This window comes from Ensifer adhaerens (assembly GCF_000697965.2).
GTDB classification, from domain to species: Bacteria; Pseudomonadota; Alphaproteobacteria; order Rhizobiales; family Rhizobiaceae; genus Ensifer; species Ensifer adhaerens.
Genome location: NZ_CP015880.1, coordinates 1,756,513 through 1,782,225, shown reverse-complemented (window position 1 = coordinate 1,782,225; position 25,713 = coordinate 1,756,513). Strand labels below are relative to the sequence as shown.

The 25,713-nt window shown below is 63.4% G+C and carries 26 protein-coding genes; 10 read left to right on the top strand and 16 right to left on the bottom strand.

From position 1 onward, the window contains the following. Positions 1 to 35 precede the first annotated feature (35 nt). Together FA04_RS08515 and FA04_RS08510 are read right to left on the bottom strand one after the other, a co-directional pair. On the bottom strand, positions 36 to 1,856 hold the full coding sequence (locus FA04_RS08515; protein WP_034788443.1) for a TRAP transporter large permease: 1,821 nt from the start codon (positions 1,854 to 1,856) through the stop codon (positions 36 to 38). After that, positions 1,853 to 2,428 carry a TRAP transporter small permease subunit gene (locus FA04_RS08510; protein WP_034788445.1) on the bottom strand — a complete coding sequence of 192 codons (576 nt, stop codon included), beginning with the start codon at positions 2,426 to 2,428 and terminating at the stop codon, positions 1,853 to 1,855. The genes FA04_RS08515 and FA04_RS08510 overlap by 4 nt, the downstream gene beginning before the upstream one ends. Positions 2,429 to 2,782: 354 nt before the next feature. Here FA04_RS08510 and FA04_RS08505 point away from each other — a divergent pair, with 354 nt between their 5' ends. Then, on the top strand, positions 2,783 to 4,402 hold the full coding sequence (locus tag FA04_RS08505; protein ID WP_446718240.1) for a glycoside hydrolase family 43 protein: 1,620 nt from the start codon (positions 2,783 to 2,785) through the stop codon (positions 4,400 to 4,402). 124 nt (positions 4,403 to 4,526) lie between these two features. After that, a complete protein-coding gene (locus tag FA04_RS08500; protein WP_034788451.1) occupies positions 4,527 to 4,928 on the top strand; it encodes an RcnB family protein in 402 nt (133 codons plus the stop codon). Positions 4,929 to 4,963: 35 nt separating this feature from the next. Here FA04_RS08500 and FA04_RS35050 read toward each other — a convergent pair whose 3' ends face one another. The 3 genes from FA04_RS35050 to znuA form a co-directional block, all read right to left on the bottom strand. After that, positions 4,964 to 5,131: a hypothetical protein gene (locus FA04_RS35050; RefSeq protein ID WP_156552963.1), complete on the bottom strand. Its 168-nt coding sequence runs from the start codon at positions 5,129 to 5,131 to the stop codon at positions 4,964 to 4,966. Between the two features lie 44 nt (positions 5,132 to 5,175). Continuing rightward, the gene (locus FA04_RS08495) at positions 5,176 to 6,378 is read right to left on the bottom strand and encodes a GTP-binding protein (protein ID WP_034788454.1); all 1,203 of its coding nucleotides are present in this window, start codon (positions 6,376 to 6,378) and stop codon (positions 5,176 to 5,178) included. A gap of 317 nt (positions 6,379 to 6,695) precedes the next feature. Then, the gene (gene znuA / locus FA04_RS08490; protein ID WP_034788457.1) at positions 6,696 to 7,697 is read right to left on the bottom strand and encodes a zinc ABC transporter substrate-binding protein ZnuA; all 1,002 of its coding nucleotides are present in this window, start codon (positions 7,695 to 7,697) and stop codon (positions 6,696 to 6,698) included. A 183-nt stretch (positions 7,698 to 7,880) separates the two neighbouring features. Between znuA and FA04_RS08485 the strand changes: the two genes are divergently transcribed. The 3 genes from FA04_RS08485 to FA04_RS08475 are packed head-to-tail and all read left to right on the top strand — an operon-like array spanning position 7,881 to position 10,004. Further along, positions 7,881 to 8,786, top strand: a complete 906-nt coding sequence (locus tag FA04_RS08485; RefSeq protein ID WP_034788461.1) for an ATP-binding cassette domain-containing protein — start codon at positions 7,881 to 7,883, stop codon at positions 8,784 to 8,786. Then, the gene (gene znuB, locus FA04_RS08480; RefSeq protein ID WP_034788464.1) at positions 8,779 to 9,609 is read left to right on the top strand and encodes a zinc ABC transporter permease subunit ZnuB; all 831 of its coding nucleotides are present in this window, start codon (positions 8,779 to 8,781) and stop codon (positions 9,607 to 9,609) included. The genes FA04_RS08485 and znuB overlap by 8 nt, the downstream gene beginning before the upstream one ends. Continuing rightward, positions 9,609 to 10,004, top strand: a complete 396-nt coding sequence (locus FA04_RS08475) for a Fur family transcriptional regulator (protein WP_034788467.1) — start codon at positions 9,609 to 9,611, stop codon at positions 10,002 to 10,004. The genes znuB and FA04_RS08475 overlap by 1 nt, the downstream gene beginning before the upstream one ends. Before the next feature lie 50 nt (positions 10,005 to 10,054). Here FA04_RS08475 and FA04_RS08470 read toward each other — a convergent pair whose 3' ends face one another. From FA04_RS08470 to FA04_RS36365, 7 genes are all read right to left on the bottom strand, one after another. Further along, positions 10,055 to 10,585: a gamma carbonic anhydrase family protein gene (locus FA04_RS08470; protein ID WP_034788469.1), complete on the bottom strand. Its 531-nt coding sequence runs from the start codon at positions 10,583 to 10,585 to the stop codon at positions 10,055 to 10,057. Positions 10,586 to 10,660: 75 nt separating this feature from the next. Continuing rightward, on the bottom strand, positions 10,661 to 11,347 hold the full coding sequence (locus FA04_RS08465) for a fumarylacetoacetate hydrolase family protein (protein WP_034788473.1): 687 nt from the start codon (positions 11,345 to 11,347) through the stop codon (positions 10,661 to 10,663). Positions 11,348 to 11,601: 254 nt separating this feature from the next. Next, positions 11,602 to 11,808: a hypothetical protein gene (locus FA04_RS08460; RefSeq protein ID WP_034788476.1), complete on the bottom strand. Its 207-nt coding sequence runs from the start codon at positions 11,806 to 11,808 to the stop codon at positions 11,602 to 11,604. A 327-nt stretch (positions 11,809 to 12,135) separates the two neighbouring features. Then, positions 12,136 to 12,372, bottom strand: a complete 237-nt coding sequence (locus FA04_RS08455) for a DUF982 domain-containing protein (protein WP_082566472.1) — start codon at positions 12,370 to 12,372, stop codon at positions 12,136 to 12,138. Positions 12,373 to 12,565: 193 nt separating this feature from the next. Next, a complete protein-coding gene (locus tag FA04_RS08450) occupies positions 12,566 to 12,802 on the bottom strand; it encodes a hypothetical protein (protein ID WP_234798742.1) in 237 nt (78 codons plus the stop codon). A 110-nt stretch (positions 12,803 to 12,912) separates the two neighbouring features. Beyond that, positions 12,913 to 13,305 (bottom strand): hypothetical protein, encoded by a 393-nt coding sequence (locus FA04_RS08445; protein WP_034788482.1) that lies wholly within the window; start codon positions 13,303 to 13,305, stop codon positions 12,913 to 12,915. Positions 13,306 to 13,492: 187 nt separating this feature from the next. Next, positions 13,493 to 13,615, bottom strand: a complete 123-nt coding sequence (locus tag FA04_RS36365) for a hypothetical protein (RefSeq protein WP_256385285.1) — start codon at positions 13,613 to 13,615, stop codon at positions 13,493 to 13,495. Positions 13,616 to 14,015: 400 nt separating this feature from the next. Between FA04_RS36365 and FA04_RS08440 the strand changes: the two genes are divergently transcribed. Together FA04_RS08440 and dusA are read left to right on the top strand one after the other, a co-directional pair. Then, positions 14,016 to 14,816 (top strand): glycosyltransferase family 25 protein, encoded by an 801-nt coding sequence (locus tag FA04_RS08440; RefSeq protein ID WP_051659134.1) that lies wholly within the window; start codon positions 14,016 to 14,018, stop codon positions 14,814 to 14,816. A gap of 175 nt (positions 14,817 to 14,991) precedes the next feature. Further along, complete coding sequence (dusA, locus tag FA04_RS08435; protein WP_034788485.1) at positions 14,992 to 16,083, top strand: tRNA dihydrouridine(20/20a) synthase DusA; 1,092 nt, start codon at positions 14,992 to 14,994, stop codon at positions 16,081 to 16,083. A gap of 233 nt (positions 16,084 to 16,316) precedes the next feature. Here the strand turns inward: dusA and FA04_RS08430 are convergent, their stop codons facing one another. Beyond that, positions 16,317 to 16,529, bottom strand: coding sequence for a cold-shock protein (locus FA04_RS08430; RefSeq protein ID WP_034788487.1), 213 nt, complete (start codon positions 16,527 to 16,529; stop codon positions 16,317 to 16,319). 658 nt (positions 16,530 to 17,187) lie between these two features. On the opposite strand from FA04_RS08430, the gene FA04_RS08425 reads away from it, so the two are divergent. Further along, entirely contained in the window at positions 17,188 to 17,775 is a 588-nt protein-coding gene (locus FA04_RS08425) for a J domain-containing protein (protein WP_034788490.1), read from the top strand. Between the two features lie 217 nt (positions 17,776 to 17,992). Beyond that, positions 17,993 to 18,724, top strand: coding sequence for an LssY C-terminal domain-containing protein (locus FA04_RS08420; RefSeq protein WP_051659135.1), 732 nt, complete (start codon positions 17,993 to 17,995; stop codon positions 18,722 to 18,724). Positions 18,725 to 18,859: 135 nt separating this feature from the next. Here the strand turns inward: FA04_RS08420 and FA04_RS08415 are convergent, their stop codons facing one another. After that, positions 18,860 to 19,741, bottom strand: a complete 882-nt coding sequence (locus FA04_RS08415; RefSeq protein WP_034788492.1) for an NAD(P)-dependent oxidoreductase — start codon at positions 19,739 to 19,741, stop codon at positions 18,860 to 18,862. 166 nt (positions 19,742 to 19,907) lie between these two features. Here FA04_RS08415 and FA04_RS34250 point away from each other — a divergent pair, with 166 nt between their 5' ends. Beyond that, complete coding sequence (locus FA04_RS34250; protein WP_234798741.1) at positions 19,908 to 20,519, top strand: winged helix-turn-helix transcriptional regulator; 612 nt, start codon at positions 19,908 to 19,910, stop codon at positions 20,517 to 20,519. A gap of 325 nt (positions 20,520 to 20,844) precedes the next feature. On the opposite strand, the gene tyrS is transcribed toward FA04_RS34250, so the two are convergent. After that, positions 20,845 to 22,107 (bottom strand): tyrosine--tRNA ligase, encoded by a 1,263-nt coding sequence (gene tyrS, locus FA04_RS08405; protein WP_051659136.1) that lies wholly within the window; start codon positions 22,105 to 22,107, stop codon positions 20,845 to 20,847. A gap of 604 nt (positions 22,108 to 22,711) precedes the next feature. After that, positions 22,712 to 25,693 carry an excinuclease ABC subunit UvrB gene (uvrB, locus tag FA04_RS08395; protein ID WP_034788499.1) on the bottom strand — a complete coding sequence of 994 codons (2,982 nt, stop codon included), beginning with the start codon at positions 25,691 to 25,693 and terminating at the stop codon, positions 22,712 to 22,714. Positions 25,694 to 25,713: the final 20 nt, after the last annotated feature.

Genomic DNA, 25,713 nt, shown 5'->3' with positions numbered 1-25,713 from the left:
TCGGCCGCCCTTTGCTTTTCTGTCTGCCAGCGGTCCTACTTGAACGACGGCGGCTGGCTGAGGTCGTTTGAGGGGGCCGGCTGTGGCTGGGCACCCGGGCTGCCAAACGACGGAGGCTGGCTGAGGTCGTTCGACGGAGCGGTCTGCGGCTGGGCGCCACCCTGATCGGCCGGCTTTTGGTCGAGCGGGCTACCACCTGGAAGCTGCAGGCCGCCGGGCAGGCCGAGACCGCCACCGCCGGCGCCGAAGCCGGGCACCTCGATCTTGATGGTGTTCGGATCGACGCCCGTTCCGGTTCCCTTGTAGTGCATGACCATCTGCGGGAACATGATCGTCAGGCCCACCATCACGATCTGGATACCGACGAAGGGTACGGCACCCCAGTAGATCTGGCCGGTCGTAACGGGCTGGATCGACTTGCCGGTGATCTTGTCGAGATAGGGCACCTTGGCCGCGACCGAGCGCAGGTAAAAGAGCGCGAAGCCGAAGGGCGGGTGCATGAAGCTCGTCTGCATGTTGATGCCGAGGAGCACGCCGAACCAGATGAGGTCGATGCCAAGCTTGTCGGCAGCGGGCGCAAGCAGCGGCACGATGATGAAGGCGAGCTCGAAGAAATCGAGGAAGAACGCCAGGAAGAAGACGAGCAGGTTGACGGCAATCAGGAAACCGGTCTCGCCGCCCGGCATCGCCGTCAGCAGGTGCTCGACCCAGATATGGCCGTTGACGCCGTAGAAGGTGAGCGAGAAGACGCGCGCACCGATCAGGATGAACAGCACAAAGGCGGAAAGCCTTGTCGTTGCCGTCAGTGCGCCGCGCACGACGTCCAGATTGAGACGACCCTTGGCGGCCGCCATGATCAGCGCGCCGACTGCACCCATGGCGCCGCCTTCGGTCGGCGTTGCGATGCCGAGGAAGATGGTGCCGAGGACGAGGAAGATCAGCGCCAGCGGCGGGATCAGCACGATGATGACCTGCTGGGCAAGCCTCGACATCGCATTGATCTTCAGGCCGCGGTCGAGCAGGGCGACGATATAGATGAAGGCAACGCCCACTGTGCCGCCGAGGATGTCGGCGTTCTCGCCCTGGGTCGGGTAGAGATAGACGTGGGCGGCATAGGCAATGCCGGCTGCGACCGCGAGCGCGATGAACAGCGAGGTAACGCCGGAGCCCAGCGTGCGGGCTTCCAGCGGCAGGGCCGGCATGGAGTCACGCTTCAGGATCGTCATGATCAGGATGTAGACCATGTACAGTCCGGTCAGCACCAGGCCCGGGATCAGCGCGCCGGCATACATGTCGCCGACCGAACGGCCGAGCTGGTCGGCAAGAACGATGAGCACGAGTGACGGCGGGATGATCTGGGCGAGCGTGCCGGAAGCCGCGATGACGCCCGAGGCGACTTTCCGGTCATAGCCGTAGCGCAACATGATCGGCAGCGAGATCAGGCCCATGGCGATGACCGAGGCGGCAACGACGCCTGTCGTGGCTGCAAGCAGCGCGCCGACGAAGATGACCGCATAGGCAAGACCGCCGCGGATCGGGCCGAAGAGCTGGCCGATCGTGTCGAGCAGGTCTTCCGCCATGCCCGATTTCTCGAGCACAATCCCCATGAAGGTAAAGAAGGGGATGGCAAGCAATGTGTCGTTCGACATCACCCCCCAGAACCGGTCAGGCAGCGCGTTGAGCAGGGGCCAGGAGAGGTTGATCGAATCCGACAGCGGCGCAAGTTCGACGCCGATGATGAAGAACAGCAGGCCGTTGGCGGCGAGCGAGAAGGCGACCGGGTATCCCAAAAGCAGGAACACGATCAGTGACGCGAACATGATCGGCGCCAGGTTTTCAGCAATGAATTCGATCATGGACGGGTCTCCGGAGACACGACATCGTCAAGCGGCGCATGGGTCGGCACATAGGGTGTCGGGTCTTCCATGTTTCCGGTCATGATCGCGATTTTCTTGATGATCTCCGACACGCCCTGGAAGGCCAGCAGCAGGAAGCCGAAGAGCAGGATGGCCTTGGCCGGCCAGATGATCAGGCCGCCGGCGGATGATGAGACCTCGCCCGAGACGTAGGACATCTTCACATAGGGGAAGAGGTAATAGAGCACGAGCAGCACGAAGGGCATCAGGAAGAGGAGGTGCCCAAGAAGGTCGATCCAATGCTGCACGCGGCGCGAGAACTGACCGTAGACCACGTCGATGCGGATGTGCTCGTTCTGGCTCAGGGTATAGGCGGCCGCAAACATGAACGCGGCGCCGAATAGATACCATTGCGCCTCGAGCCAGGCATTCGACGACATGTTGAAGATCTTGCGGATCACTGCGTTGCCGGCGCTGACGAGAACAGCGGCCAGGATCAGCCATGAAACGCTCTTTCCGATAAATTCCGTGATCGTGTCTATAAGTCGGCTAAAGCCGAGCAAAGCTCTCATCGATTTCCTCCCCGCGATGGCTTTTATGGTTCTTGTGCCAAGCATAGCCAGAGTGCCGATTTCAAGCGCACGTTCAAGTCTGAGGTGCGATTTTCCCGTGTAGTTCGGCCGCCTCCGACTAAAGTAGAATAGGGTGATCCAGCGCTTTGCCCATTGTTTGTGCAATCCGGTTGCAGACGGCGAGGCACGGCGATCGTCAGCCGCCTTAAGGTGCACATCGCCAAGCGAATCGATGCGGAAAGCCGGGCACAGGCGATACGACGCGCGAATTACTGCAACGTTGCAGGCTTGAATTTGTATGATTTTTGAGGTCGGATGGCGCCGCCAAGGGAGGACGCCTGAACCATGACTGCCATGATCCGAAACCCCATTCTGCCGGGCTTCAACCCGGACCCTTCGATCTGCCGTGTCGGAGACGACTACTACATCGCGACCTCCACCTTCGAATGGTACCCGGGTGTGCAGATCCACCATTCGCGGGATCTGGTGAACTGGCGACTCGTCCGCCGGCCGCTGGAGCGGGCAAGCCAGCTCGACATGCGCGGCAACCCGGATAGCTGCGGCGTATGGGCGCCGTGTCTTTCCTATGACGATGGTCTGTTCTGGCTGGTGTACACCGACGTCAAGCGCTTCGACGGCAACTTCAAGGACGCGCACAACTACATCGTCACGGCTGAGGCGATCGAGGCGACCTGGTCGGATCCGGTCTACGTCAATTCCTCCGGCTTCGACCCGTCGCTCTTCCATGATGACGACGGCCGCAAGTGGTTCCTCAATATGCAGTGGAACCACCGCACCGAAAGCTTCGGCGGCTCGCCGAAACATCCGGCCTTTGACGGCATCCTGCTGCAGGAATGGGACGAACGGACACGCAGGCTCGTCGGCCCCGTGAAGAACATCTTTGCCGGCTCACCACTCGGCCTCGTCGAGGGGCCGCATCTGTTCAAGCGAAACGGCTGGTATTATCTGACGACGGCGGAAGGCGGAACCGGCTACGACCACGCCGTCACCATGGCCCGCTCACGCGCGATCTACGGCCCCTATGAGATGCATCCGGATATCTATCTGATCACGTCGAAGGACCACCCCGAAGCGCCGTTGCAGCGCGCGGGCCACGGCCAATATGTCGAGACGCCAGATGGGCAGGCCTATCATACGCATCTGACCGGCCGACCGCTGCCTCCCGGACGCCGCTGTACGCTCGGTCGCGAGACGGCCCTGCAAAAATGTGTCTGGCGCGATGATGGCTGGCTCTATCTCGAAAACGGCGGCCCGGTGCCGGAGGTGCTCGTGCCGGCGCCGGGACCGGCGGGGCAGGTGGCGACACCGGTGGTTACGGAAACGCATTTCGACGGCCAGGCATTGCCCGTCGAGTTCCAATGGCTGCGTACGCCGGAACCGGAGCGGATCTTCTCGCTCGAATGGCGGCCGGGCCACCTCAGGCTGTTCGGCAGAGAGAGCATCGGCAGCTGGTTCGAGCAGGCGCTGGTCGCGCGGCGGCAGGAGCATCATTCCTTCCGCGCCGAGACGACGGTCGATTTCACGGCCGTAACCTACCAACAGGTTGCAGGTGTGACGCATTACTACAATCGCCACAAGTTCCATGCGCTCGGCATCACCTGGCACGAAACGTTGGGCCGGGCGCTGACGATCCTCTCATGCCCCGGCGATTTTCCGCACGGCCGGCTGCAGTTCCCCGTCGGCAGCGGCATCGCCATTCCCGATGGTCCGATCGACCTTGCCATGGACGTTCGCGACAATGACCTGCAGTTCTTCTGGCGGGCGAACGCAGCGGTGGATTGGCAGCCGATCGGCCCGGTTCTCGATGCGGGCGTGGTCTCCGACGAGGGCGGCCGCGGCGAGCATGGATCCTTCACCGGGGCCTTCGCCGGCATGTTCGCCTTCGACACCTCAGGCGCGGGCAAGGCTGCCGATTTCGACCGCTTCCGCTACGTCAGCCTTGCGGCAAGTTGATCCGTAAACATTAGAATTATGGAATAAGTGATGGATATCATTACGCATTTGTAATGTAGAGTTTCATATTCGGTTCAGGAAGCGGGGTCTAATTTTCGGGTGCAGACAAAGAAAGGACACCCGAATGAAACGTCTCCTGATCGCGCTCGTCGCCAGCTCCGTTCTGATTACGCCGGTCGCAGCCCTTGCCCAGCCGGCAGGATCCTTCGAGGTGGCGCAGAACTATGATCGTTCGCGTCGACCCGTCGATCGCGATTACGATCGTCACATGGACCGCCGCGTGGATCGTCACGTCGACAAGCACGTCACGATCGAAAAGCGGGTGATCGTCAAGAAGAAGGAGCGCTGGGCGCGCGGCCATCGCCTGTCGCCGGCCGAGCGCCGCCACATGGCGCAGGTGCGCGACTACCGTTACTACAAGCTTCGCCAGCCGCCGCGCGGCCAGCAATGGGTACGGTCCGGCAACGACTTCCTGCTGATCAGCCTTGCCACCGGCGTCATTGTCGGCCTGGCGGCAGCACGCTGATAAGGCACTCTGGGTTCAGCGAAGGGGCGGCGTTTTCACGCCGCCCCTTCGCCTTTTCGGTAACCGGCGCATGGGTTTTGCCGGTCGCCAAAAAGCAGGAGTTCGATAGCGCCTGCCGCTTCCGGCGCGTCCTCATCTGCGGGTTCATCTCCCAGAAACGGATCGAACATCGGCACCGGCCGCCCGGCGGCGTTGAGCGCCATGCAGGTGAAGCGTGGTCGGCGCGGTGCGCGCGCGGGGTCTGCCATCAGGCGGCCCGTGGCGACCAGCTGGCGAAGGGGTCGGCAAGATCGCGCCAACGTTCCGGACGAAAGCGCTCGTCGGCGATCAGGCAGGCATCGAGTTCGGCACGAAGCTCCGCCTCGTCCATCGGGTCGGCGCCGATGAAGACGATCTCCTGGCGACGATCACCCCAGACCGGGTCCAGGTAGGGACCGACCGCCTTCAGGAAACCTGGTTCGCGCGGCCATTGCTCCTGAGGCACGGCCGACCACCACAGCCCCATCTTGCCGGTCCGCACAAGCGGGCCGGCCTGGCTGATCTCGCCGACATAATGCGGTCGGGTGGCGAGCCAGAAGAAGCCCTTGGCGCGAAGCACGCCCGGCCAGGAACGGTTGAGGAAGGCCTGGAAGCGCATGGGATCGAGCGGACGTCGAGCGCGATAGACGAAGGAGCGGATGCCGTATTCCTCGGTCTCCGGGATATGATCCTTGAAGCCGTGCAGTTCCTTGTACCAGAGCGGATGTTCTTCGGCCTTGGCGAGATCGAAGCGGCCGGTTCCAAGCACCTCGCGCAGGTTCACCTTGCCGAAATCGGTCTCGATCAGCCGCGCATCGGGATTGAGCCCGACGATGATCTTGCGCGCGGCATCCACCTGCTCGGGCGTCGCAGTGCCGACCTTGTTCAAGACCACCACGTCGGCGAACTCGATCTGCTCGACCAGGAGGTCGACGAGGGTGCGTGTATCGCCTTCGCCCGCCGTTTCGCCACGGTCGGCGAGGAAATCGAGCGAGGAATAGTCGGCCAGCAGGTTCGCGGCATCGACCACCGTCACCATCGTGTCGAGCCGCGCGACATCGGCCAGGCTTTCACCGTCCTCGTCGCGAAAATCGAAGGTGGTGGCGACGGGCAGGGGCTCGGAAATGCCGCTCGATTCGATCAGCAGATAGTCGAAGCGGTTCTGTTCGGCGAGGTTGCGGACTTCCTTCAGGAGATCGTCGCGCAGCGTGCAACAGATGCAGCCATTGGTCATTTCCACCAGTTGCTCTTCCGTGCGCGACAGACCGGCACCGCCATCACGCACCAGTGCCGCATCGATGTTGACCTCACTCATGTCGTTGACGATGACGGCGACGCGCAGCCCGTCGCGGTTCGAAAGCACGTGGTTGAGCAGTGTCGTCTTGCCGGCGCCAAGAAAGCCGGAGAGAACGGTGACAGGGAGCTTTTCCATCGATTGGTTCCTGTATGTTATATCGTTACGAATAATGCCGGAAAGAAAGGCGAGCGCGATTGCTCGCCTGATACGAGTGCGAAGTTTGGCACCGGACCTCTGGGCTGAACCCAACTTGCCGGCAGGTCGTCGTTCCAATCTCTCGGTCGCCTGTGGCTAGTCTTTCCGTCAATCCCCCTTGACCCGAGGTTCCAGCAGGCGGCCCGGTTCCGCACCATCTCGCCGAGGATGGCCATTCCCGAGAATGATAGAGAGGGGCGGGCGCCCGTATAGCCGAGCCAGGCGAGCGCCCACCGATACCGCCTTGGGAGGACGGGTCAGCTTGCCGAGGCGAGGCAGGTCTTCAGCGAGGTGCCGATCCCTTCCATCATCTGGAAATAGAGATCCGGGCCGGCCTCCAGCGTGCCGGCTTCCGGGTCCAGCGTACCGGATTTCGCCGGCGTTCCCTCGATCACCACATTGATCAGCTTCGGCTCGAACTGCGGCTCGGCAAAGACGCAGGTGGCACCGAGTTCCTTGATCTTGGCATGGATCTGCGACACCCGATCCGCGCCAGGCAGGACCTCAGGGCTGACGGTGATCGAGCCGGCGACGCGAACCTTATAGCGGTGCTCGAAATACTGGTAGGCGTCGTGGAAGACGACGAAGGGCTTGTCCTTCACCGGTGCCACGGTTTCCGTGAGCTTGGCGTCAAGCGCATCCAGGCGCTTGTTCAGGGCGTCCAGATTGGCCTTGTAGGCGCCCGCATTGGCAGGATCGGCCTCAGTGAGCGTCTTTTCGATCTCGGCGGCCATCGCCTTGGCATTCATGGGATCGAGCCACATGTGCAGATCGGCATCGCCGTGGCCGTGATCGTGGTCATGGCCGTGATCGTGCCCCGCTTCGCCCTCGGCATGCTTGTGGCCTTCCTCGCTCTGGCCTTCTTCACTGTGGCCTTCGTCGCCGTGGTCATGCGCCTCGAATGCACCGCCTTCGCGGAATTTCAGCTTCTCGATGCCGGGCGCTTCGCTGAGCTCCACCACCTTTGCGCCGCTGCTCAAGGCGTCGAGCGGCTTGTCGAGGAAGGCTTCGAGGCCGGGACCGACCCAGAAGACCACCTTTGCCGCCTGCAGGGCCGAGGCGTTCGAAGGCTTCATGTTGTAGGTGTGCGGCGAGGCGGCGCCCTCGACGATTAGCGACGGCTCGCCCACACCCTGCATGATCGAGGCGACAAGGGAGTGGATCGGCTTGATCGAAACCACCACATTGGGACTGTCCGCTGCGGCGGGTGCCGCAAGAAGCATGGTAGAGGCAAAGAGCAGGGCGGATGTCGATTTCATCGGGTTCTCCGGGCTTGATTGGCGTGCCTGCCACATCGGCCAAGCGCGCTTCGGGCATGCAAAACTGTTACTCCAACGGGCCGTTGCCGGCCTTGAAGTCGTCATGTAATGTTATTACATCAATTGCGTTATGCTATAACGTGTGCGATAGCCAGTGGCAACCATGCAATCCGGAATTTTTTCATGCTGAATTTCCGTTCCCCAGAAGCGCTGCCACTGGTCAATCTCAGCAATGCCGGCGTGCGCCGCAACGGTCGCTGGCTGGTGCGTGGCGTCGAATTCTCGATCAGCCCGGGCGAGATCGTCACGCTGATCGGCCCGAACGGCTCGGGCAAATCGACGACCGCGAAGACGGCGATCGGAGTGCTGAAACCGGACGAGGGCTATGTCGAGCGCAAGCCGGGCCTGAAAGTAGGCTACGTGCCGCAGAAGCTTGCCGTCGACTGGACGCTGCCTTTGACGGTCGAGCGACTGATGACGCTGACCGGCCCCTTGAAGGGGCGGGAGATCGAGGAGGCGCTGTCGGCGACCGGCGTGCTGCATCTGGCGAAATCCGAGGTGCAGCATCTCTCCGGCGGCGAGTTCCAGCGCGCGCTGCTCGCCCGCGCGATTGCCCGCAAGCCGGACCTGCTGGTGCTCGACGAGCCGGTGCAGGGCGTCGATTTCAGCGGCGAGATTGCGCTCTACGAACTGATCAAGCAGATCCGCAACCGCACAGGCTGCGGCATTCTCCTGATCTCGCACGACCTACATATCGTCATGGCCGAGACCGATACGGTCGTTTGTCTCAACGGCCATGTCTGCTGCCGCGGCACGCCGCAGGCGGTCAGCCAGAGCCCGGAATACCAGAAGCTTTTCGGCAGGCGGGCCGCCAATACGCTTGCGGTCTACAGTCACCACCACGACCACACCCATTTGCCCGACGGCCGGGTGCTGCATGCGGACGGTTCGATCACCGAACATTGCTACCCCGGTGACGGCCATCACCACGACGACGAGGAAAACGTGCACGATCACGGCGAGGATTGCGGCTGCGGCCATCATTCGCGACTGCACGGCTATGACGTGAAGGAGAAGCGCGATGCTTGACGATTTCTTCGTGCGCGCGCTGATCGCCGGCATCGGCATTGCCGTCATGGCCGGGCCGCTCGGCTGCTTCGTCATCTGGCGGCGCATGGCCTATTTCGGCGACACCATGGCCCATTCGGCGCTGCTCGGCGTGGCGCTGTCGCTGCTGCTCGAGCTCAACCTGATGCTCAGCGTCTTCATCGTCGCGGCCGTGGTCTCGGTACTGCTTCTCTTCCTGCAGCGGCGCGGGGCGCTGTCGACGGATGCGCTGCTCGGCATCCTCTCCCATTCAGCACTTTCCTTCGGCCTCGTCATCGTTGCCTTCATGACCTGGGTGCGCATCGATCTCGTCGGCTTCCTCTTCGGCGACATTCTGGCGGTCTCCGAGTCCGACATCGACATCATCTGGGGTGGCGGCATCCTCGTCATATTCGCGATTGTCTATCTCTGGCGGCCGCTCTTGGCCTCCACCGTCAATCCGGAACTGGCGGAAGCCGAGGGGCTGAAGCCCGAACGCACGCGGCTCTTTTTCATGCTCTTGATGGCGCTGGTGATTGCGATCGCCATGAAGATCGTCGGCATTCTGCTCATCACCTCGCTGCTGATCATCCCGGCGGCAACGGCACGGCGCTTCTCGACCTCGCCGGAAGTGATGGCGGTACTCGCATCGGTCATCGGCGCGCTCGCCGTCACCGGCGGACTTTTCGGCTCGCTTCACTGGGATACCCCGTCGGGACCGTCTATCGTTGTTGCCGCGGTTGGGCTTTTCGTTCTGAGTCTGCTACCGATCGGCCGCCGCCCGCTCGAGGCGGCGCATCATTCCACGCCTGGAGGGCACCACTAATGGCTACGCCGCAACTGACCAAGAACCAGACGTTGGTGATGGATGCGCTCAGCCACTCCGAAGGGCCGATGAGCGCCTACACCATTCTCGACAAGCTGCGCGATCACGGCTTCCGCGCCCCGCTGCAGGTTTACCGCGCACTCGACAAACTGCTCGAATATGGCCTCGTGCATCGGCTGGAAAGCCTGAATGCCTTCGTCGCCTGTTCTTGCCCGCATGACCACGAACACGATCACGGCGTCACCGCCTTCACCATCTGCGAAGGCTGTGGCCAGGTGACCGAGTTTCATGACGAGGCGATCGAGCAGCGGCTTTCGACGCTGACGCGGGCGCAGAACTTCAAGACCGAGAAGACGACGATCGAGATCCGCGGCCATTGCCAGAGCTGCGCATAAGGGCAACTCCTTCAGGGCCCGTGGAAAGCTTACCTTGAGGTGTTTGGCGCTCAGTCCAGCCGGGTGAGGTCGGCGGCGTAACGCCGCCAGTTCTTGACGTAATGCGCTGCCGAGCGTTTCAAGCCTTCGACCGCCGCATCATCCAGCGTGCGGATCGCCTTGGCCGGCGCGCCGACGATCAACGAATTATCCGGAAATTCCTTGCCTTCGGTGACGAGCGCATTGGCGCCGACCAGGCAGTTGCGGCCGATCTTGGCGCCGTTAAGCACGGTCGCGCCCATGCCGATCAGCGAGTTTTCGCCGATGGTGCAGCCATGGATGATGGCGCCGTGCCCGATGGTGCAGCCTTCGCCGATCGTCACCGGGAAACCGGGATCGACATGGATGACGACGTTTTCCTGGATGTTGGTGCGCGCCCCGAGCCGGATGGGCTCGTTGTCGCCGCGCAGGGTTACGCCGAACCAGATGCCGACCTCTTCGCCGATCTCGATCTGGCCGATGACATTGGCGTCCGGGGCCACCCAATAGCTGCCCTTCGGCGGCGTCTGTGGGCGAAGTGATCCAAGGGCGTAAAGCGGCATCCATTCTGTCCTTTCGCAACATGGCCGATCGGGGCCGGTCGGCAGGCGGCGGGCCGCCTGCCGGAAGTGAGCAGGTTAGACGACGCTGACGGCGAGCGCCGCAACCCCATCGACGCCGCAGGTGACCTCGTCACCGCGCGCGACCGGTCCGACGCCCGAGGGCGTGCCGGTCATGATGACGTCGCCGGGGGCCAGCGTGAAGAGTTTGGAGAGTTCGGCGATGATCTCCGGCACTTTCCAGATCATCTGGTCGAGATCGCCCTGCTGGCGGAGTTCGCCGTTGACCTTCAGCCAGATATTGCCGTTGAGCGGATGGCCGATCGTTTCGGCAGATGCGATCGCCGAGAGCGGGGCGGAATGCTCGAACGCCTTGGCTGCAGCCCAGGGCTTGCCAGCCTTCTTCGCCTCCGCCTGCAGGTCGCGGCGGGTGAAATCGATGCCGACGGCATAGCCGTAGACGCAATCGAGCGCGTCCTCGACGGCGATGTTGCTGCCGCCACGCTTCAGCGCGACGACCAGTTCGACCTCGTGATGAACGTCGTTGGTCAAGGGCGGGTAGGGGAAGGCGCTACCGGCTGCAAGCAGGTTGTCCGGGTTCTTCTGGAAGAAGAACGGCGGCTCGCGGTCCGGGTCGTGGCCCATTTCGATCGCGTGGGCGGCATAGTTGCGGCCGACGCAATAGACCCGGCGAACCGGAAAGCCGACGAGGCTGCCGGAAATCGGCAGCAGCACGGGAAGCGGTGGGGGGATGATTGTTTCCATGATCGTCCGGTCTTGGGCGTCCGCCTGTCGCAACCGACAGGAAGAGCACCGCGCGTTTGTTGGGCGTTCGCCGTTGGCCGATTTCGGTTGAGGCGAGGCAAGAGAGAATCCGGACGTTACTGCATAAATCCGCGAATCGGAATCGATCCGCAGAAAAATTAAGAACAAGGATTGGGGACGAAGATTTTGATTAAGGCGCGCCCACCAGGGCGCGCGCGATCACGGCATCCGAAAGGATGCCATCATCGGCAAAGTCAGGCGCAATGAGCGTAGGCCTGAAGCTGGTCTCGGGTCAGGAACCGACCGTCCGAACGCGAGTTGAGTTCAGGATGGCTGTATTCGAGGCTGGGGACCTGGGGAAGCTCAAGGGCCTGGCGCACGGTCATGATGCCGAGATCACGACGGCCACCTTCACGCTTCACGGTGACTTCAACGATGCGATAGAGATTGCTCTCGCTCATATGTTCTCTCCCGTATATCGTTTTTCTTGAATTCCCTTAATGGGACTAAGGCGCTCCGAAATTGGTTTTTGTGAGGCACCTCAGAATATAGTAGAAAGAAATGAATGCTTCACGACAGAAATCGGGCCATTTCTGGAAAAATCACCCGAGATTGGGCAGTAATGTGCTGAAATGATGCGTTTGCTGGGCGAATGCCCGGAGCCTGAATAATCGTCCGCGGCCGTCAAAGGCCGAAGCTTTCAATCAAAAAAGTCATCGTGTCGCTTGCCCGATGGCAAACGCTCGCCGCCTTCCAGCGGCACCTTTCGTTCAGCGCCGGTAGGCGGGTTAGTGCGTAGGCAACTCGGCTTCTTCGGCGGCCGAGATGAACAGCGATCGGGCCTCTTCTGCGGTGCGACGGCCGTCGATGGCGGCGCGGCAGGCACTGCGGGCGGCCACATAGAATGGTCCGCGGCGAGGCCAATGGTCTGCAAGGCAGGCGAGGGCGTCTGAGGGGCCTTTGACGGTGCGGCAATCGCCGCTAACGAAGTCGAGTTCGATCGGCTGTTTCCAGACTAATTGCATGCGTCTCCTCCTCGAGATCATCTCAATGAACATCGGCATTTGCGACCGCCGGCCTCTGGCTCCTCTCGAGAAGGTCGGCAGTCGATCTTGCTAATGTAGCGCAGGAGTTCGCTTTTGTAAGCAGCTTTTCGGTTATGGCAGGACAGGCTGCCGCCGGCGGCCGCTCCGCCTGGCGCGAGTGCCGCGATTGGCGTTATCTGGGGATGCCACGCTGCAAGCTTTCGGCGAAGGCGCGACCGGCAATAAGCAGGCGTCCTTCGCTGGTATTGCCTGCGAGATAGTCGTCGATCAGCATCCTGGCATGCCGCCGCGCAGGCTCACCGTCTCGCGCCCAGCCCTGTTCGATGCAAAGCGCGTCAAAGACGCGCTGCAACCGCTCCATGTCGGCCTTCGACAGCGCCAGGCATTGTGTCGCTCGCAATGGGGCCACCCGTCCCTCCCACAAGGCCGCATTCCCGCGCGCACTATGGCAGAAGGCCGGCGAATTGAACCCCTCGGGAATGAGGGGTTATACGGGCACGCCCGTTGCCGTCGGGATTGTCAGGCCGCCGGGACGACGCGGTCCACCTTGGTTCGGCGACCGCCTTCCTCGATCCGGTAATAGTCGGAGCCGATCTGCGCATACTGGTCGCAGCGCCGGCCGCCATCCTCGAAGGTGATGCAGACCTCGTCGCCGGTGATCGTGTAGCTGCCGCCATCGCGCACCTCGTAGTCGCGATAGCCGTAGCGGCCGTCGGGGAAGAAGGTGGAGTTGACGCCGTTGAGATTGTACCGCAGCGTCTTGCCGACGAGGAAGGCCTGGAGCGCATCGCCCGAAAGCGTCGGAACGGCCGGGGCGGTCGGCCGGGGCTTCGCGATTTCAGGCGCCTCCAACTCCATCGATTGGCACCCGGCCAAGAGAAGCGTGAGAAGTGCCGCGATCGCGCGTTTCATGCCGTCTGTCCTTATTCCTGTGACCGGTAACGATACAGGAACGCTGCCCTAGTCCTGTCCGCGGTCGCCGTCAACCCCGTGCTGTGCGTAGCGGCGGGGCTGAGGCGAGCTGATCATCTGCCTTCTTTCCGTTGGCAATTGCGAGTTTCGTCCTTTGTGAAACGAAGGCGCAAAAAGCGCCTGTCGCTCAAAAAAGGCTCGTGCCAACCGCGGCAGCGACCGTGGCCGCCAGCGCCAGCAGCAGAAATGCGGCGCCGATGACGGTCGCTATTGTCCGTCGGCGCCGTTCGCCGCTCCAATCGTAGCTCATGTTTCGCTCCGATGACGATCCAGTCGAGGCGGCAAGATGTGCGATTCTTCTTAACAAAGTGGAAACCATGCCCGGCGCGGAGCCGCCGTCGGCAGGAGGCTATCGGCGGAGGCCGTGTTGCCGGCACCTTGTTGGTTGCCCCGTTAGTGCCGTATCGCGAGGAGTTCAGGGGAGTTGTTGTAACGCAGGCGCTTGTCGCTACAGCGCTGATCGTTGTGACGCGGTGCGATCCGTGGTAGCTCGTCGCGCAGTTGTACGAATCCCGATGATGCGTTCGGTTACCCTGCCGTTGATTTCGGAGCGTTTTTTCGCAGTTCCTTGGATCGGGCGCGATAGGCTGACCAAGCGGCGTGCGCTTTCGGCCCACACACGTCAAGATGGAAGGAAGCAAGGGGTATCCATGCGCTGCCTGGTGATCAATCTCGACCGTTCCCCTGAGCGACTGATCCACATCGGAAGCCAGTTTTCCACCTTCGGCCTGAATTTTGAGCGCGTGGCTGCCGTTGACGGGCGAGAGCTCGATGACGCCGTGTTGGCGATGCAGCCGGTGTCGAAGCAGTGGAAGAGGATGAACAAGGCTGAAATCGCCTGCTTCATGAGCCATCGGAAGTGCTGGGCCATCATCGCGGAAGGGAGCGATGCCTATGGCGCGGTGATCGAGGACGATGTCTTCTTTTCCCCGAGCGCAACCCAGGCGCTGTCGTCATCGGATTGGATCCCGGCCGAAGTGGGCCTGCTGAAGATCGAAACTTTCCGGCAGAAGGTGTTTCTCAGCCGTGCCCGTGTGCTCGCCGATGCCGGGCGTACGATCCATGCATTGCGGGGATGCCATGTCGGCACGGGCGGCTATGTCATCTCTCGGGACTATGCAAAAAGACTGCTTGAGCTTTCGGAAGGGGCGTTTCCATGCCCTGTCGATCATTTCATGTTCGACGATGAGGTGCCGCGGCCGGACGACTGCCGCATTCATCAGCTCTATCCGGCCGTCTGCATCCAGGGCATGCTTCTCGACAGCGCCGACCCGGCGCACGGAAGCACGATCCGCAAGCCGGCCGGAGCAGCGGCTCGCGTGAAGCTGAAGCTCAAGATACATCAGAAGCTCTGGCGCGAGTGCAAGCGACTGTCACTGCAGGTGGCGGCGTTGCCGCCGTTCCTCTTGCGCAGCATTCGCTACCGCTGGACGACCGTTCCCTTTGGGTGACGGGTCGCGTTGCTGAGGCCTCCTCGTTGCCTCTCATTGCCGTAGGTGTCTAAAGCTCGCTTTCTTCGGCGTCGCGTTATATAAGCCCGGCAACACTAGATAATGCCTGCTGGCGGCATGCGCGAATTTTCGGCGCTGCCCTTGCCGCGGCCATTGAACAAGAGACGCACGAAAGATGACTGAGACCGCAGGAAAAGCTGCGCGCACTAAGGCGTATTTCAACGCACCGGTCTTCGCCGTTGCGCCCATGATCGACTGGACGGACAGGCACTATCGGTTTTTCGCGCGGCAGCTATCGAAGCATGCGCTGCTCTATACGGAAATGATCGTCGCCGAGGCGATCCTGCGGGGGGACAGGCAGAGGCTGCTCGGCTTTGACGTATCCGAGCATCCGGTGGCGCTGCAGCTCGGCGGTAACGATCCGGCGAAGATGGCGGAGGCGGCACGGATCGCCGAAGGCTTCGGCTATGACGAGATCAACATGAATGTCGGCTGCCCGTCGGACCGGGTGCAATCCGGCACGTTTGGCGCCTGTCTGATGCAGGAGCCGCAAACGGTGGCCGCCTGCGTGGCGGCGATGAAGGCGGCGGTAAAAATCCCGGTTACGGTCAAGTGCCGTATCGGGGTGGACGACCAGGATCCGGAAGTGGCGTTGCGCACGCTCGTCGCGCAGGTGATCGATGCCGGCACGGACGCCGTCTGGGTGCATGCCCGCAAAGCCTGGCTACAGGGCCTGAGCCCCAAGGAGAACCGCGAGGTCCCGCCGCTCGACTATGGCCTCGTGTATCGGCTGAAGCAGGAAAATCCCAATCTTTTCATCGGTATCAACGGCGGTCTTCAGACCCTGAATCAGGCGCGTGAGCAGCTTCCGCATCTGGACGGCGTCATGCTCGGCCGCGCTGCCTATCACGACAGCGCCATGCTGACAGCGGCCGATCGCCATTTCTCGCATCCGCTGACTGGCGCCAAGCCAATCGTCGAAGACGGCGCCACCTTCTCAGAGCGCGGCCATCGTCTCGATCTTGATTTCTGGGCGGAGGTCCGCGACGCCATGGCCGATTACGCCGCCGCGCATATCGCCAATGGCGGCCGGCTGATCCATGTGACCCGCCACATGGTCGGCCTGTTCCAGGGCTGGGCGGGTGCGCGACGCTATCGCCAGATCCTGTCCTCCGATGCGACCCGCCAGGGCGCGGGGCCGGACGTAATCCACGCGGCCTTCGACGCGGTCTTCGAGGCGACGGCGGCGAAGCAGGCGGCGGAGTAGGCGGTCGCCGAGTGTGCGGGCGCCCGCGGGGCGTTCGAGGGTAAGTGCCGCAGACCTCTCGGTTTGTCGTCCTCGAGTTCGCCCGAGCGCTCATTGGGCCGCGCGTTCGGCGCAGGCTTTGCTGCGTCGGGAGAAGATAGCGCCTCTCCTCGGGTCGAGCGCAAGCCCCAAACGAAAACGGCGCCCCTTGCGGAGCGCCGTTTCCAAATGAATGTCCGACTGGACGATCCGGCTTAGGCAGCCTGGATGTTGACGGCCTTCGGGCCCTTGCCCATGCGATCCGGCTCGGTGTCGAAGGTGACCTGCTGGCCGTCCTTGAGCGTAGCGAGGCCAGCGGCCTGAACGGCGGAGATGTGTACGAACACGTCCTTCGCGCCGCCATCCGGCGTGATGAAGCCGAAGCCCTTGTCCTGGTTGAAGAATTTTACGATGCCCTTGGTGGCCATGGAAGAAGTCCTTTTCCTTCAGTCAATTTGCGTTGCCCGCGCCCCCTGGGGGATGTGGGCATCTCGTCTTCCGCTTGCAAGCGGAAAGGCGTCGAGTGGTCACGATATCGGGGAAAAGACGTCTACGGTGCCGCTGCCGGCGGTCCCGACACAAGGCCGGGCGCAGTTGAAAGTCCAGTCTCCGGGATAGAAATCGCCCGAACGGGGCAAGAAGTGACAGGATTTGCAGAAAAAGGCAAGCGCCTTGTGCGCCGCGGGAAGCCGTCCAGCCTCTGTCTTTGCAGGGCTTTGGCCCGTTCTCGACCGTCGCTTTCCGGGCAGGGAGAAAAATCGGGGACGGCCGGTTTCCGGACACAATTTCGTCCCGACCGCGACCGAACGTGCGCGCCGCCAACGGGCGTTTGCGTTTTGGGGGCGGACTGCCGGGGGGAAGGCTTGCACCTCTCCATAACACTTGCGCATCCCCGGGATAACGCGCAGGTTTTACTGAAGGTTGGTTCCGTCTTGGCCGCCGATGGCGTAGCCAGTGGCGCAGACGGGCGGCCGCGAGGACGGACGAAGTATCGCCGTGCGGGCGAAGTATCGCCGGGGCTGAATTGGTGAGAGTGCGCCGGCCAGGTCTTGCTGGTGGCGAGAGTGACATACGGAGAGGGACAGCGTGATCGACCCTTACGAACTGCTTGGACTGGAACGCGACGCCGACAATCAGGCGATCCGCAACGCCTATCGCAAGGCGGCGAAATCCGCGCATCCGGATTCCGGCGGCGATCCTGAACAGTTCGCGCGACTGCAGGTGGCCTATGAGCTGCTCAAGGATCCGGTGCGCCGCAAGGTCTATGACGACACCGGTTACGATCCGCAGCTGGCCGACGCGCGCGATCTCAAGGGCCTGATGATGCTGGAAACGCTGGTCAACGAGTTCATCCTCGACGAGCGCGAGCCCGGCAGCTTCGATCCTGTCGCCGCGATGCGGCGCAAGCTTTCGGACGATATCGTCAAGAGCCGCTTCCATATCCTCGAACTCGAGCGCCACCGGGCCCGCGTGCGCAAGCACCTCGACCGCCTCGGCCGCCGGCCGGAGACCGACGTGCTCGGCTCGATGCTGCGCGCCCGCTCGCGCTCGATCGCCGAGGCGATCAAGAGCACCGACGAGCAGATCAAGACGATCGAGCAGGCCTATGAAATGCTGGAGGGGTATTCCTACGAGCTTGAGGCGCTGGAGGTGAAGGCGCACGCGGCGGAGTAGGCGGCGCCGTCTCGACTTTGCCTGTGGTAAGTACGCCGGGACGACGACGACACCCGTGATCCGGACACCTGGCTGTCGGCCGGCGCGATCGGCGGCGTTGATATCACCGACGTTCGCCTTTGTGGCACCGCTGTGCAGTCGCCTCCATCGGTGCCATAGTCTTCGTCTGTGTCCGATAGCCGGGACTCTGCCATCGTCTGGAGCGAAGGAGAGTGGCATGAGCCGCTCACACATGCGTGCAGCCGTTTTCCTGCTGGCGACCATGCTCGCCGCCTATCTCGCGGTCAGCTATTTTCTCGTCCCGGAACTCTGGGTCTTCCGTGATTCCAGGCGCAGGGTTCCGCTCAATCCCATGGTAACGTCCACGGAGCAGGGTATTCCCGGCGACCCGATCAATGTCGGGCTGGTCGGCTCCAAGGAGCAGATCATCCGCGCCTTCGCCGCGGCCGGATGGGACGCCGCCGACAAGGTGACGCTCAGGTCCTCGGTCGATATCGGCCTCAGCGTCGTGCTCGACCGGCCGGATCTCGACGCGCCCGTCAGTCCGCTGTTCTATGAGGGGCGCAAGCAGGACCTGGCCTTCGAGAAGCCGGTCGGCCACAGCGCCGACCAGCGCAACCATGTGCGCTTTTGGCAGACGACCAAGCCTGTGGAGGGCAGCGGCCCGCTCTGGCTCGGTTCGGCCAGCTTCGACCGCGGCGTCGGCCTCAGCCACGATACCGGCCAGATCACCCACCACATCGGCCCCGATCTCGATGCCGAACGCAATCTGGTCATCGACGACCTCGACAAGGCCGGGCAGGTGGCATCGACCTATGAGATCCCCGGCGTCGGCGCCACCACATCGGGTCGCAACGGCGGCGGCGATCCTTACTTCACCGACGGCAAGACCTTGGTCGGAGTACTCAAGCCGGCAGGCGAAGGGGGCGGTGCGGAGGCCGCGAAGTGAGTGCGCACCGCCGCACGCGGAGCAAGGACGCGGCAGGCGCAGAACGCGGCGATGGATCAAAGGCTTAAAGCGCAAATCTGAAAGATTGTGGCGCGGGGCGGCACAGCGGACGGCGCGCGCCCCGTCACCTACGCGTTACGGACGCCCCATGAACAGCGACAACGATGCAAAATCGTCGTGCAGGTGGCCGGCGTCGATGGCACGGCGGAAGATCGCCTCGTAGCCGTCGGTGATCGTCCGGTCGATGCCGCGGGCGGCCATCAGCTCGACCAGATGGTGGAAGGCGCCATAGTGCGGCGAGACCGAGGAAAGCGTCTTGTCGTCGGCCGCATAGCGCCCGGCGGCGCTGCGCTTGATCAGGTCGGCGACGAGGCCATCGATGACAGGCGCCGTCGCCGACCATTGCTTGCCAAGCGTTTCGAGATCGATCGCCTCGGCGCGGCAGACGGCGATCGATTGCAGCGCGCCGAACAGCGCGCCCCACATCAGGGCGAGCACCGCGCTGTCGAGCGCGTTGGCAAGGCCCGGATCAGCGCCGATATGCTGCACATTGCCGGCGAGCGCGCCGAGCACTGCGCGGCTTTCCTCAAACGCCGCGGCCGGGCCGGAGATGAGCAGCGTGCCCGCTTCGGTGCCGATGAAATCGGGCGTCGCCAGGATCGCACCGTCGAGGTAGCGGATGCCATGCCGCCCGGCCCAAGCCTGCACCTCGCGGGCGCCATCGGGCGTGCCGGAGGTCAGCTCGATGATCAGCTTGCCCTTGAGGGTGCCAGTGACGTCAGGGTCGCGCAGCAGGCTCTGCGTCGCCTGGTAGTCGCTGACATTGACGATGACGATGTCGGAGGCTGCGACGGCGTTGCGTACGCTGGCCGCCACTTCGGCTCCGGCTGCGGCGAGCGGCGCGGCCTTTGCCGGCGTACGGTTCCACACCGTCGTCGGGTGCCCGGCCTTGAGCAGCGCATGCGCCAATGCCGACCCCATCCGCCCCATTCCCAAAACGCTGATTGCAGGTTGCATATCCAGTCTCCATATCCTTGGTGCGGGATCGGCGCTCGCTACGCGCATCCCGCTTCGCTTGTTCGAGGCGACGCATTTGTCGTCGCGGCTGAGACGTAAGACGGGACAATCGGGTCGCAATACGCACGCGCGGGTAAGTGGTTACCCCGGCGTAAGGGAGGATGACGTGACGGATGCCATGGAAAACTGCGGTTTCATGACCGCGCTGCGGGCGATCGAGGGCAAGTGGAAGGTCGATATTCTCTGCGAACTCGGCAAGGCCGCGCGCCGCTTCGGCCGCCTGCGTCAGGCGATGCCCGCCATCAGCGAGAAGATGCTGGCGCAGCAACTGCGCGAACTGGAAGCCGATGGCCTCGTCAGCCGCACCACCTATCCGGAAACGCCGCCAAAGGTGGTCTATTCGTTGACCAAACGCGGTGCCGCGCTGAACGTGGCGGCGGATGCGCTCTGCAAGTGGGGCGAGGAGTTTGGCGACGACGCAGGGCAGGTCGAGGCGAGGGCGGTTGCGGTGGGCTGGTCGCCGCGACGTCGGCGTGGCCGTGGGCGGGCTCACTTTCGAGCGGCGTTGGCGCCACGATGCCGCCCGCCACAGCCCCGATGTGTTGTCCGGGCCGTTGGAGCCGCGATCTTGGCGGCTGCAGCCCCGTCCATCTCTGCTCGTCACAGGGATCCCGTACCAATGCGGCCGCACGGCGGAAAACTGCGGCGGCTCGTTCCGGCAAACTTTTTGGCAGTAGGCCCTTCGCGCCGCAGACGCGGCGCTGCTGGACTCCTGTGACAGGCACAGGAATGAGGGCGGTCGGGTAATCCCGGCACTTCTTCGGCCAAGGTGGTTCGCTGCGAGCCGATTTCATAAGAGCGCCGCCGGTTACCGTCGTCACGCCCAAGCCACGATTTCTGCGGCTGCATCATCTCCACCCTCATCTCTGTGCGCGTCACAGAGATCCAGCTGCCGCGCGTCGGCGCGGCAGGAGATGCCGAGCCAGCGCACACAGGCGCTTTGGTTTGCCGACGCATCCCCCGCGCCGCAGATGTGGCGCGAGGAGGGTCCAAAACAAGCGCCGGGTCGAGGGCGGTGAGGCTGTGGTCGTAGCGGAGAACCGCTACTTCACCACCACATGGCGCTTCTTGCCGAGCGAGAGCCGCAGCGGGCGCCCGGCGACGGTCAGCAGTCCGTCGCCATCCTCGACGACCTCGCCGTCGATGCGGACGCCGCGCCCTGAGATCGCCCGCCGCGCTTCGCTCTTCGATGCCGCCAGCCCGGCCCGGACGAGCAGGTCGATCAGCATCACGCCGGCAGTGCGCTCGGCGTCGTCGAGTTCGACGGTCGGCAAGCCCGCGGCGGCTTCGCCTTGCCCGAAAGCCTGCCGCGCCGTCTGCTGTGCATGATCGGCCGCTTGCCGCCCATGCACCAGTGCCGTCGCCTCGTTGGCAAGCCGCTCCTTCACCGCATTCAGTTCCGCACCCTCGGCGCGACCGAGCCTTTCGATCTCGTCGATCGGCAGTTCGGTGAAGAGTTTGAGGAAGCGCACCACGTCGGCATCCTCGGCGTTGCGCCAGAACTGCCAGTAGTCGTAGGGCGACAGGCGGTCTTCGTTGACCCAGACCGCGCCGGCCGCTGTCTTGCCCATCTTGACGCCCGAGGCGGTGGTCAGGAGCGGCGTGGTCATGCCGAAGACTTCCGCGCCCTCGATCCGGCGCAAGAGATCGACGCCGCCGACGATATTGCCCCACTGGTCGCCGCCACCGAGCTGCAGCCGGCAACCGGTGCGGCGAAACAGCTCGAGGAAATCGACCGCCTGCAGGATCATGTAGTTGAATTCGAGGAAGCTCAGGTTCTCCTGTTGCTCCAGCCGCGTTTTCACGCTGTCAAAGGAAAGCATGCGGTTGACAGAGAAATGTTTGCCGACGTCCCGGAGCATGTCGATCCAGGCCATCCGGTCCAGCCAGTCGGCATTGTTGACCATGACCGCGTCGGACGGCCCGTCGCCAAAGGTCAGCAGCCGCTCGAACACTTTGCGGATGCCGGCGACATTGGCCGCAATCTCGTCTTCTGACAGCATCGGCCGTGCCGCCGAACGGAAGCTGGGATCGCCGATCCGGGTGGTGCCGCCGCCAATCAGAACGATCGGCTTGTGGCCGGCCTGCTGCAGACGCCGAAGCGCCATGATCGGCATGAGATGGCCGACATGCAGACTGTCCGCCGTCGCATCGAAACCGGCATAGACAGGCACGACGCCGGCCGCAAAGGCGCCGTCGACGCCCGCAAGATCGGTCACCTGGTTGACATAACCGCGCTCAACCAGCGTCCAGGTGATCGCGGAACGCGGCTCAAAGGCATCGGTTGGATTGTCGGAATGGGTCATCGGTACTCTCCACGGCTATGCCGCCAGGGAGCACTGAACAAAACAAAGCCGCCTGACGGCGGCTTGTTTCAAGGCATGATCGAAACGCGCCGCTCCCTATGGAGACGTCGCATAATAGTTGGCAGCGATGAGCGCGGTCTTGATCATGAGGGTGGTTGTAGCGGGGAATGGGGGAGGCGGCAAGGCCAAGGTTCCCTGCGCCACCGCGAGTACGTCGGAGTTGGCCGGGGCGCTCTCCGAGAGTTTTGAAGATCGCGGACTATTGTGCCCGGCCGACCGTCATCTCAATCAACTTTTTCTAAAGCTTCCACCGGCCGCCGAAGTGAGCGACAACGAACAACAGGCTGAGCTGCATCGTCTTGAAGGCGCCATAACCTAGCGCCGAGATTATCAAATAAAACAGGATTTGGTGTTCGGCGACGGTAAGCGTGTGGTGGCCGGGCAGTTCACCTGCAATGAAACGCGATATCACAATGCCGGCGAAGACTGGCCCGATTGACAACATGCCGACAACGGCAGCGGCGCTTCCCCATCGATCAGTTCGCGGAGATTGATCCGGCTTGCTCAGCGTTCGTCATGCAAACCACTCCATCGAAGTTCTACCTCACCGCCCCGGCCGCCCCGTCTTGCCCTTCGTCCGCCCCTTCTGCCGCTTCTGATCCACCGGATCCTCATAGGAGCCGACACCCGGTTTCGCCCGCGTGACGATCGGTTTTTCCGGGACGTGGCCGATGACTGGCTTTTCGGTGCGGCCGACGGTCATTTCGTCCAGCGTGTTCCGGCGGAACAGCGATTTGTCCGCGCCGGCGGGTGTCGCGACGTCGCGGCCCATTTCGTCGAGGTCGGGCTTGCGGAACAGTGGGGTCTCCGTGTCCGTGCCTGGGCCCATGTCGTCGAGGGACGGCTTCTGAAATAGGGATTTGTCGTCGGTGGATTTGGATCCTCGGGTCGAGCCCGAAGATGACGTCGAGGAGCCGGACCGCTTGCCACCCTCCTGCGACCGTGCCTCTTCCCGCGCCATCGGGTCGTCCATCGCGGCGAGTTCGGCGGCCTTGAGGCGTTTGATCTCGTCGCGCAGGCGCGCGGCCTTTTCGAAGTCGAGGTCGCCGGCGGCGTCGCGCATCTGTTTTTCCAGCGCGTTGAGGTGCGCCTGCAGGTTGTTGCCGACGAGGTGGCCGCCGTCGGCGAAACCCTTGCCGGCGACGCCGGAAATGTCGGCGCGGACGTGGTCCTTCTCGTAGACGCTATCGAGGATGTCGGAGATCTTCGCCTTCACCGATTCCGGGGTGATGCCGTTGGCCTCGTTATAGGCCATCTGCTTTTCGCGGCGGCGGCTGGTTTCGTCCATGGCGCGCTGCATGGAGCCGGTGATCTGGTCGGCATAGAGGATGACCTTGCCGTCGACGTTGCGGGCGGCGCGGCCGATGGTCTGCACCAGCGAGGTCTCGGAGCGCAGGAAGCCTTCCTTGTCGGCGTCGAGAATGGCGACGAAGCCGCATTCGGGGATGTCGAGGCCTTCGCGCAGAAGGTTGATGCCGACGAGCACGTCGAATGCGCCGAGACGCAGGTCGCGGATGATCTCGATGCGCTCCAGCGTGTCGATGTCGGAGTGCATGTAGCGCACGCGAATGCCCTGTTCGTGCAGGTATTCGGTGAGGTCTTCTGCCATGCGCTTGGTGAGCACGGTAACGAGCGTGCGGTAGCCGGCGGCGGCCGTCTCGCGGATTTCGCCGAGCACGTCGTCGACCTGGGTTTTCGCCGAGCGCACTTCCACCGGCGGATCGATCAGGCCGGTCGGGCGGATGACCTGTTCGGCAAAGACGCCGCCGGATTGCTCCAACTCCCAGCTGCCGGGCGTCGCCGAAACGGCGATCGTGTCGGGGCGCATCGCGTCCCATTCCTCGAAGCGCAAGGGGCGATTGTCCATGCAGGAGGGCAGGCGGAAGCCGTATTCGGCAAGCGTCGCCTTGCGGCGGAAGTCGCCTCGATACATGCCGCCGATCTGGCTCACGGAGACGTGGCTCTCGTCGATGAACAGCAGCGCATTGTCGGGGATATATTCGAACAGCGTCGGCGGCGGCTCGCCGGGATTGCGGCCGGTGAGGTAACGCGAATAGTTCTCGATGCCGGCGCAGGAGCCTGTCGCCTCGAGCATCTCGATGTCGTAGCGGGTGCGTTGCTCCAGTCGCTGGGCTTCGAGCAGGCGGCCGCCTTTTTCGAGTTCCGCGAGGCGATGCACCAACTCTTCCTTGATCGCCTTGATGGCGCCGTTCAGCGTCGGGCGCGGGGTGACATAGTGCGAGTTGGCGTAGATTTTCACCGACTTCAGGTCGCCGGTCTTCTGGCCGGTGAGCGGATCGAACTCGGTGATGGCGTCGATCTCGTCGCCGAACATGGAGATGCGCCAGGCGGCATCCTCCAGGTGGGCCGGGAAGATCTCGATCGTATCCCCGCGCACCCGAAACGAGCCGCGCTGGAAGTCCATGTCGCGGCGCTTGTACTGCTGCGCCACCAGGTCGGCGAGAAGCTGGCGCTGGTCGAGCCGGTCGCCGACGCTCATCTGGAAGGTCATGGCGGTGTAGGTCTCGACCGAGCCGATACCGTAGATGCAGGAGACCGAGGCGACGATGATGCAGTCGTCGCGCTCCAGCAGCGAGCGGGTGGCCGAGTGGCGCATGCGGTCGATCTGTTCGTTGATCGAGGATTCCTTCTCGATAAACGTGTCCGAGCGCGGCACGTAGGCTTCCGGCTGGTAATAGTCGTAGTAGGAGACGAAGTACTCGACCGCGTTGTCCGGGAAGAAGTTCTTGAACTCGGAATAGAGCTGGGCGGCGAGCGTCTTGTTGGGCGCGAGGATCACGGCGGGGCGCTGCGTCGCCTCGATCACCTTGGCCATGGTGAAGGTCTTGCCCGAGCCGGTGACGCCGAGCAGCACCTGGCTGCGCTCGCCGGAGTTCAGGCCCTCGACCAGATCGGCGATCGCCGTTGGCTGGTCGCCGGCCGGCTGGTAGTCCGACGCCATGCGGATTTCGACGCCGCCCTCGGATTTCGGTGGGCGGGCAGGGCGATGCGGCGTCCAGAGCTTGCCGTCCTTGAACAGCGGGTTGCCGCTCTCGATCAGCGCCGAAAGCGCCTCGACGGTGGCGGTGACGCCCGAGGTGGAGGTCAGCTTGGCGGCATCTTCCAGCGAGACGTCGAGGCCGGCCACCGGATTGAGGCCGGCGGCGGCGCGGGTCTTCGGGTCGGTCGAACCGCCCATGGAGGTGCCGCGCGCCGACTTGCTGCCAACGATCTCGACCTTGCCTTTCTTGCCCGCCTTCTTCGGCTGCGCCTCGTCATCGGCGCCCGCTGCCTTGCGCGCCGCCTTGGAGGCGGCGATCTCCACCGTCTTGCGGTGCTTGCCGGCCTTGGAGGCGATCTGGCGTTGGGTTTCGAAGGCCGAGGCTTCCGCGTCCGCCTCAAGCTGCTTCACCCAGTCGGAAACATTGCCGGAAAGCGGCGTGCCTGACAAAGGCGCCTGCGGCGCTTCTTCGAAACCGGACGGGGTGGAGGGCTTCGGCGGGGCATTCTTCGGAGCTTTGGTCATGGCGGGGAATATGGAGAGAG